This is a genomic window from Polynucleobacter sp. es-MAR-4 (assembly GCF_018882055.1).
Lineage (GTDB): Bacteria > Pseudomonadota > Gammaproteobacteria > Burkholderiales > Burkholderiaceae > Polynucleobacter.
Genome location: NZ_JACVPF010000002.1, coordinates 678760 through 686624 on the forward strand (window position 1 = coordinate 678760; position 7865 = coordinate 686624).

The following is a 7865-nucleotide window of genomic DNA, read 5'->3' on the forward strand; positions in this document are numbered from 1 at the left end:
GATAATGGTGCTCACATCATTTCGGAATTATTCCCATGGAAATAAAGGTTAACTTTCTCGATAAGTTGCGTCTTGAGGCCAAGTTCGACGACTTCACAGTAGTTGCCGATCAGCCCATCCGCTATAAAGGTGATGGCTCTGCCCCGGGGCCTTTTGACTACTTTCTGGCCTCCTCTGCCTTGTGTGCAGCATATTTTGTGAAGTTGTATTGCGATACACGCAATATTTCAACCGAGAGCATTCGTCTTTCCCAAAACAACATTGTTGACCCAGAAAATCGGTACCAGCAGATTTTCAAAATTCAAGTTGAACTACCTGAAAATATCTCAGCCAATGATCGCCAGGGCATATTGCGCTCCATCGAACGCTGCACTGTAAAAAAAGTCGTACAAGCTGGGCCCGAGTTTGTGATTGAGGAAGTTAAAAGCCTAGATGCTGATGCACAGACTTTATTGACTTTGAGGCCTGCTTCAGATGTGGGCACTAGTATTGCGGGCAAGGATTTGCCATTAGAGCAAACCATTGCCAATATGTCCGGTGTATTAGCCAAGCTAGGAATCAAGATTGAAATCGCCTCATGGCGCAACTTAATCCCCAACGTGTGGTCTTTGCATATTCGCGATGCGCACTCGCCAATGTGTTTTACAAATGGTAAAGGCTCTACGAAGGAGAGCGCTCTGGCCTCAGCCTTGGGCGAGTACATCGAGCGACTCAGCAACAATCATTTTTATGCTGGCGCATTCTGGGGTGAAGACATTGCCAATGGCGCTTTTGTTCATTATCCAAATGAGCGTTGGTTCAAGCCAGGACCAAAAGATGCGTTGCCAAAAGAAATTCTGGATGAGTACTGCCTCAGTATTTTTAACCCTGATGGTGAGCTGCGTGGCTCACATTTAATCGATACTAATTCTGGTAATGCTGAGCGGGGGATTTGCTCCTTGCCATATATGCGCCAGTCGGATGGTGAGGCTGTTTATTTCCCGTCAAACTTAATTGAAAATCTGTATGTCAGCAATGGCATGAGTGCAGGCAACACATTGGCTGAAGCACAAGTGCAATGCTTATCAGAAATTTTTGAGCGAGCCGTAAAGCGTGAAATTCTTGAGGGTGAAATTGCTTTACCGGATGTGCCACAAGAGGTGCTCGCAAAATATCCTAGCATTCTGGCGGGCATACAGAGCCTTGAAGAGCAAGGGTTTCCAGTCCTCGTAAAGGATGCGTCGCTGGGAGGCGTCTATCCCGTTATGTGCGTTACCTTAATGAACCCAAGAACGGGCGGAGTGTTTGCATCATTTGGGGCGCACCCAAGTCTAGAGGTGGCGTTAGAGCGGAGTTTGACGGAGTTGCTGCAGGGTCGCAGCCTAGAGGGCCTCAATGATTTACCTCCCCCGACCTTTACAAGTGAAGCAGTCACCGAGCCAAATAACTTTGTTGAGCACTTTATTGATTCAAGCGGTATTGTATCGTGGCGATTTTTTAGCGCTAAATCAGATTACGAATTTGTTGAGTGGGACTTTTCCGGCAAAGGCAAAAACTCGAACACTCAAGAGGCCACCACTTTATTTGGCATTCTTGAGTCCCTAGGTAAAGAAGCTTACGTAGCGGTATATGACCAGCTGGGCGCGGTTGCTTGCCGAATCTTGGTGCCAGGCTATTCTGAGGTATATCCAATTGAAGATTTAGTTTGGGACAATACCAATAAGGCATTACTGTTCCGTGCTGATATTTTGAATCTATTTAAATTAGATGATGCAAGCTTAAGTGCGTTACTTGAGCGTTTAGAAAATAATGAGCTAGATGAGTACGGCGATATTGCCACATTGATTGGCATTGAGTTTGATGAGAATACGCCTTGGGGTCAGTTAACTGTTCTAGAGTTGAAGCTGCTCATCCACCTTACCTTAAAGCAATTCGAAGAAACGCATGAACTTGTGGGTGCATTTCTTCAATATAACGACAATACCATCGAGCGCAAATTGTTTTATCAGGCGTTAAATGCGGTGCTAGAGACTCTGCTAGACGATGATTTAGAGCTTGAAGATTACATAGTGAATTTCCGCCGAATGTTTGGCAACGCGAGAATGGATGCCGTCATGGGGTCGGTGGACGGCACAATCCGCTTTTATGGTTTGACCCCCACGAGTATGAAGCTAGAGGGGCTGGATAGACACCATCGACTACTTGATAGTTATAAGAAGCTTCATGCTGCCAGATCTAAAGTCCATAGCTAGGAATACTTGTGGGTATACCAGAACATAAATATGGCGTTTATCTTTTGGCCTGTGTTTGCGGCTTAGTTGATGTCACCTGTTTTGTTGGGTTAAATGGCGTATTTTCAGCCATGATGACTGGCAATATATTGATGTTCACTATTGCGCTTGCCGAGGGCCATCCGATCGAGCTAGGTTTAAAGTATGTTCGCGCTTTAGGTGGATTTACTATTGGCATCATTATTGCTGCAAGAGTAATGAAAGCATGCGGTAGTGGTAATCGCTCTCGTAAAGCCTTTTGGCTTGTTTGGCTGCTAATAGGCGCAGCAATGGCATTAACATTTTGGGGGACGCCAGAAACGCACCCCACCCTCAGGGATATGTTGGTTAATCTTTTATCTATGGCTATGGGTGCCATGACAACTATTGTCAGAGTGCATGGTGTTCAAGATTTCGCCACTAGTCTGTTGACGGGAACGTATACCTCGCTGATTGCCGAGTCTCCTTTAGCGGCCTCCAAAAGTGACCGCTGGATAAGAAGACTAACTTCTATTTTGTTATTTATTGTTAGTGGCGCTATTGGTGGTTATTTGGCAAAAATTGATCCCGCATGGTCGCTCGGACTCGCATTCATCGTAATGTCCTTGGCCATGGTGATATTCAATAAGTCTGCCCAAGCTTTAGATACTTCGACCTTATGAATGCCCAAACTCTAAACTTTTGGCTTAATAACTTAGCTGTTATTGCTTTTGCAATAACAGCGGTATTAGCCGTAAATGAAAAAGACGACATTGATATTTTTGCAGTAATTGTTTTGGGGAGTATTACTGCTGTGGGCGGCGGTACTTTGCGTGACTTGATTGTGGGTGTCCCAGTATTTTGGCTGCCGGATGCTGTTGACATAAGGCTTGCCGTTTTGGCTAGCGTATGCGTTTTCTTGGCCAGGCCATTTTTTAGAAACACAAAAGTCTATGTGCTGATGTTGTATTTAGATGCTTTTGGTGCAGCCTTATTTGCCATTCAAGGAACTATCAAAATATGGGGCCTTGGATTAACCATTCCAATTCTTCCGCTTGTTTTTGGTGTGATGTCAGCAATTGGTGGCGGAATTATTCGCGATGTTCTGGCAAGCCGAAAAACTCTTTTGATGTCAAGCGAGCTTTATATCATCCCAGTGCTCTTGGGTTGTATAAGCATGGTTGCTGTTCTAAAGTTTTTCCCTGAGCATGTATTGATCGGAGAAATTATTTGCTCTGCACAAATATTTCTTTTTAGGGCCTGCGCAATTCACTGGAAATGGCATGTCCCAAGTTTTTTAATACTGCGCTCAAAAATATAAGATCAGCGTTCATGATTTGGTGATTTCTGACCATTCATTAAATCAGGCGGGCTCCCTTAATGCCCCATCCATATGTTTTGAATGTAAGAGGTTGGACATATCGGGTGCGATTAACCCTCTGCAATGCCAATCACTTTCATCATTAAACAGAGTCGACTGTCCCCGCCGCTAGAGGATTTCAGGCTAAATTCTCAAGGCCAGAACAGTTTTCTGCAGTTTTTGAGGCTGGAATGGAGTTTCATTTATAATTCCAACTCTTGGCCTGGTAGCTCAGTCGGTAGAGCAGAGGATTGAAAATCCTTGTGTCGGTGGTTCGATTCCGCCCCGGGCCACCAAGATTCTATAAACCACCTTCGGGTGGTTTTTTCATTTAGAGCAGATTAATTCCAAAGCCCTTCATCACCAAGACAAATAAACCAAAGCAGATAACAGTTGTCGCCACGCAAGCCCCCATGGTTATCCAGAATCCGAGCTTAGGAAGTAGATATGGAAATAATAGAAACATAGGTAGCGTTGGAATCACATACCAAAAGGTGTAATAAGCGTGATTAGCAATTTTCTCTTCCGGCTGATTTTCTACATATAGCCACACTAAAGTTAAAAGAGTCATTAAGGGCAATGCCGCAATAAAGCCGCCCAACCTATCGCTTCGTTTAGCAACTTCAGAAATGAATACAACCAATCCTGCTGTTAATAGATACTTTGTGATGATCCAAGCCATTTGAGCCTTAGGAAGAAGTGGTCATTCGATAGTCTAAAGCAGGATTAAATATCCTCGGCCCCGGACCACCAAGAAACACTAAAACCACCTTCGGGTGGTTTTTTCACGTGTGGGCCCTGTGAATATTTCACCAATAGAGTAGAGTTTCCTAGTTAGTAAAGTTACTCACCTACAAAAGTCTGGGGTTATGAAATGAAATGGCTATTTAGCATCTGCGCCTTAGCTTGCCTTGGCTCTGTAACAGCTCAAACAATGACTCCCATTCTTCTGGAGGCAGATGCTGGAAGAGAGTCGGGGGTTTTTTCAAAATCTCCAGTGGTTCAAAGGGCGATACTACTTAAGCCTTCTACGCCAACAGATGCTGCTTTGCTCTTTTATCGCGGTTGGTCTGGCATTGCCAATATTAAGACCGAGAATGACTGGAAGAGAAATTTAAATTACCTACAAAACAATACAGAATTATTTTCTCAATCGGGTATAGCTCTTGTAGTGATGGATTGTCCTAGCGATGAGAATAGCGTAGCACCAGGCAACAAACCATTGGGGTGTAATGACGACTACCGATCTTCAGGCAAGCATGCTGATGATGTAAGGAAAATCATGGTCCTGTTAAAAGAAAAGTATGGGATCAAAAATTTTTATGTGATGGGCCATAGCTACGGAACAATCTCATCAAAGTGGCTTGCTAAAAATCTAGGTACTGAAATAAGAGGCAGCATTCATTCGGCATCTATGACCTTAGCCAATAACTACAACAGGATCTATGGCTCTTCAGTGGAGTCATTCGATATGTCAGCATTAAAGGCGCCTGTATTAAATATTCATCATGGCGATGATCAATGCTCCCACACTCCTTATTCAACTGTTGTCGCATATTCAAAAAATAATCTGATAACAGTAAAAGGTGGCGAAGGCACGGGGGATGTTTGTGGTGGAACGCACTTACATTCCATGGGGGGCAGAGAAGAGGCCGCCTCAACCGCAGTGATTCAGTGGATTAAAACCGGCCGAGTTCAAGCTATTGTTGGCGAATAGCCCCCGGCGCTAGTCGATTCCGCCCCGTTCACCAAGAAACACCAAAACCATCTTCGGGCGGTTTTTCATTTGTTAGACTGTGCTTACTTGTTAAAGAAGGGCTATATGTCTGCTGTTCGAAACATCCGAATGCTCACGCGTTATAACCAATGGGCAAACAACATGCTTTTGGACGCGATTGCTGCCCTGCCGCCGGATGAAGTGACCAAAAAGCGCGCTGCAGCATTTGGCGGAATGTCCTTTACCTTGGCCCATATGGAGATTGTTGATCAAATCTGGCGGGCCCACTTACTGGGGAAAGATCACGGGTTTACATCCAGAACCACTGATGCACTAGATTCCTTAGCTTTACTTGCTGAAAAGTTAAATGAAACAGGCGACTGGTATATCAAATATGCTGACTCCATGACTGACCCGCTACTCAATCAAAAGATTAAATTTTCTTTTGTTGATGGCGGTGCCGGAGAAATGACTAGGGGCGATATTTTGATTCATATCTGCAATCACAAAGCATTTCATCGTGGCCATATTGGAGATATGTTTTACCAGTCTGGTTTTCGACCCCCATCAATAGATTTGCCTGTCTATATACGAGATGCCTTTAATGAGGCAGACCTTGGATAAGACATTCAGGCCCCATCACATCAATATGGAGTAGATTACATGTACAAGCTTATAGCCTTTGATGCTTATGGAACATTATTTGATGTTTATTCCATGGGAGAGTTGGCGGAAGAATTATTTCCTGGCAATGGTCAGACCTTCGCTTTAATGTGGCGCGATCGACAGATTGAGTACACCCGCCTAGTTACCATGAGCGATCCAAGTTCAGGCGGTAGCAAGTACTACCTTCCTTTTTGGGAGTTAACGGTGCGTTCATTGCGTTATGTATGTAAGCGCATGCACTTAAACCTCACCCCTGATTACGAAAAACGATTGATGGATCAGTATGCGAAGCTCACTGGTTTTAAGGATAGCTTGAGCGTTCTAAAGGCAATTAAAGCTAAGGGAATATCTACAGCAATTTTGTCCAACGGCAGCAGAGAGATGCTGGCAACCGTAGTTGATAGCAACGGCTTGACGAATTACTTAGATCGGGTAGTGACTGTTGAAGATATACGATTATTCAAGACGGCCCCTCAAGCATATGAGCTTCTATTAAAAGCATTTCCGGTAACAAAAGAAGAGGTTTTGTTTGTATCAAGTAATGCTTGGGATGCGCTGGCGGCAAAGTGGTTTGGGTTTGATGTATTTTGGGTTAACCGCCTCGAGCACCCATTTGAAGAAATTAGTGAGTTGCCAAACTATGAAGGCAACTCTCTAAGTAAGGTTCTAGAGATTATTTAATAGAGCATCAATCTTGAGTCGTAAAATAAAGACTTAATGCCAATTGAATTCATTCGGCGCTTAACAAGCGCACAGCGATCCCATAAGACCAATATTCAGTTGGGCGCCTATATGGCGTTTGTAGCGGGCGCTGTTAATGCGGGTGGTTTCTTGGCTATTTCTCGGTATACATCTCATATGAGCGGAATTATTTCTGCAATTGGCGATGACCTTGCTCTGAATGACTTCATTTCGGTTTTAGGCGGCATCTCACTTTTGCTCTCATTTCTACTTGGGGCAGCTACTACAGCCATCATTGTTAATTGGGGCCATAGAAGAAAAATTCATAGCGAGTTTGCCTTGCCGCTATTCCTTGAAGCTGCTCTGCTATTGGTCTTTGGTTTAGTAGGCGCCAATCTCAATTTATATTTACCCTTAACCGTTCCGACTATTGCTCTTCTCTTATGTTTTGTAATGGGCCTGCAAAACGCCATTGTCACTAAAGCCTCCAAAGCAGAAATTAGAACAACCCACATGACAGGTGTTATTACTGATATTGGTATAGAAGTGGGAAAGTTGATGTATTGGAATAAGTCTACGCAAGCGAATGAAAGTGGGTATGTGCAGGCAAATAAAGAAAAGTTAAAAACTCATTTATTTATTTTTGGAATGTTTTTGGTGGGCGGAATAGTTGGTGCTATTAGCTTCAAGACGGCTGGCTATATATCAGTAATACCGCTTTCCCTCTCGCTTGTCTTCATAGCAAGCCTGCAGATTTATCGGGATATTTGGGCAGCATTAAAAGGCTAATCTATTTTTGCTTTTGTGCTGAGTTGCTAAAAGTAAAGGGGGCATAGCCCCCTTTACTAATACAAGCTATTGCTACTTAGGCATCAAAAAAGATCTGCGTTCATGACCTTAGTCCAAGCTGCAACAAAGTCATTCACAAACTTTTCTTTGTTGTCATCTTGTGCGTAGACTTCTGCATAGGCGCGCAGGATAGAGTTAGAGCCAAATACCAAATCAACTCGAGTGGCGGTCCATTTAGTATTGCCTGTATTGCGCTCAACAATATCGTAGCTGTTGCGACCAGTTGGTTTCCACTGATAGTTCATGTCCGTTAGATTGATGAAAAAGTCGTTACTCAGCACCCCTTCTTTTTCTGTGAACACGCCCTGCTTAGCGCCGCCATAGTTTGTTCCAAGAACGCGCATACCGCCGACTAATACGGTCA

At 43.9% G+C, this 7865-nt stretch carries 8 protein-coding genes, 1 tRNA gene and 1 pseudogene; 8 read left to right on the forward strand and 2 right to left on the reverse strand.

Annotation, left to right across the window (positions count from 1 at the left end):
• Positions 1 to 35 precede the first annotated feature (35 nt).
• The 4 genes from ICN16_RS09575 (at position 36) to ICN16_RS09590 (ending at position 3884) form a co-directional block, all read left to right on the forward strand.
• A complete protein-coding gene (locus ICN16_RS09575; protein ID WP_216136810.1) occupies positions 36 to 2231 on the forward strand; it encodes an OsmC domain/YcaO domain-containing protein in 2196 nt (731 codons plus the stop codon).
• A gap of 8 nt (positions 2232 to 2239) precedes the next feature.
• Positions 2240 to 2911 carry a YoaK family protein gene (locus tag ICN16_RS09580; RefSeq protein ID WP_216136812.1) on the forward strand — a complete coding sequence of 224 codons (672 nt, stop codon included), beginning with the start codon at positions 2240 to 2242 and terminating at the stop codon, positions 2909 to 2911.
• Positions 2908 to 3549: a trimeric intracellular cation channel family protein gene (locus ICN16_RS09585; protein ID WP_216136814.1), complete on the forward strand. Its 642-nt coding sequence runs from the start codon at positions 2908 to 2910 to the stop codon at positions 3547 to 3549. Before ICN16_RS09580 ends, ICN16_RS09585 begins: the two co-directional genes overlap by 4 nt.
• Positions 3550 to 3808: 259 nt before the next feature.
• Positions 3809 to 3884, forward strand: a tRNA-Phe gene (locus ICN16_RS09590).
• Positions 3885 to 3919: 35 nt separating this feature from the next.
• Here the strand turns inward: ICN16_RS09590 and ICN16_RS09595 are convergent.
• The gene (locus ICN16_RS09595; RefSeq protein ID WP_216136816.1) at positions 3920 to 4270 is read right to left on the reverse strand and encodes a DUF3147 family protein; all 351 of its coding nucleotides are present in this window, start codon (positions 4268 to 4270) and stop codon (positions 3920 to 3922) included.
• 192 nt (positions 4271 to 4462) lie between these two features.
• Here ICN16_RS09595 and ICN16_RS09600 point away from each other — a divergent pair, with 192 nt between their 5' ends.
• From ICN16_RS09600 to ICN16_RS09615, 4 genes are all read left to right on the forward strand, one after another.
• Positions 4463 to 5305, forward strand: a complete 843-nt coding sequence (locus ICN16_RS09600; protein ID WP_216136818.1) for an alpha/beta hydrolase — start codon at positions 4463 to 4465, stop codon at positions 5303 to 5305.
• Between the two features lie 105 nt (positions 5306 to 5410).
• Positions 5411 to 5929 (forward strand): DinB family protein, encoded by a 519-nt coding sequence (locus ICN16_RS09605; protein WP_216136820.1) that lies wholly within the window; start codon positions 5411 to 5413, stop codon positions 5927 to 5929.
• Positions 5930 to 5968: 39 nt separating this feature from the next.
• Complete coding sequence (locus ICN16_RS09610) at positions 5969 to 6652, forward strand: haloacid dehalogenase type II (protein WP_216136822.1); 684 nt, start codon at positions 5969 to 5971, stop codon at positions 6650 to 6652.
• Positions 6653 to 6688: 36 nt separating this feature from the next.
• Positions 6689 to 7441, forward strand: a complete 753-nt coding sequence (locus ICN16_RS09615) for a YoaK family protein (protein WP_216136824.1) — start codon at positions 6689 to 6691, stop codon at positions 7439 to 7441.
• Between the two features lie 83 nt (positions 7442 to 7524).
• On the opposite strand, the pseudogene ICN16_RS09620 reads toward ICN16_RS09615, so the two are convergent.
• Positions 7525 to 7865 (reverse strand): annotated as a pseudogene (locus tag ICN16_RS09620) (peroxidase family protein); the annotation flags it as partial.

Coding starts and splice junctions, on each gene's coding strand:
- ICN16_RS09585 (WP_216136814.1), top strand. CDS start 2,908: ATGAATGCCCAAACTCTAAACTTTTGGCTTAATAACTTAGCTGTTATT.
- ICN16_RS09595 (WP_216136816.1), bottom strand. CDS start 4,270: ATGGCTTGGATCATCACAAAGTATCTATTAACAGCAGGATTGGTTGTA.
- ICN16_RS09575 (WP_216136810.1), top strand. CDS start 36: ATGGAAATAAAGGTTAACTTTCTCGATAAGTTGCGTCTTGAGGCCAAG.
- ICN16_RS09615 (WP_216136824.1), top strand. CDS start 6,689: ATGCCAATTGAATTCATTCGGCGCTTAACAAGCGCACAGCGATCCCAT.
- ICN16_RS09600 (WP_216136818.1), top strand. CDS start 4,463: ATGAAATGGCTATTTAGCATCTGCGCCTTAGCTTGCCTTGGCTCTGTA.
- ICN16_RS09610 (WP_216136822.1), top strand. CDS start 5,969: ATGTACAAGCTTATAGCCTTTGATGCTTATGGAACATTATTTGATGTT.
- ICN16_RS09605 (WP_216136820.1), top strand. CDS start 5,411: ATGTCTGCTGTTCGAAACATCCGAATGCTCACGCGTTATAACCAATGG.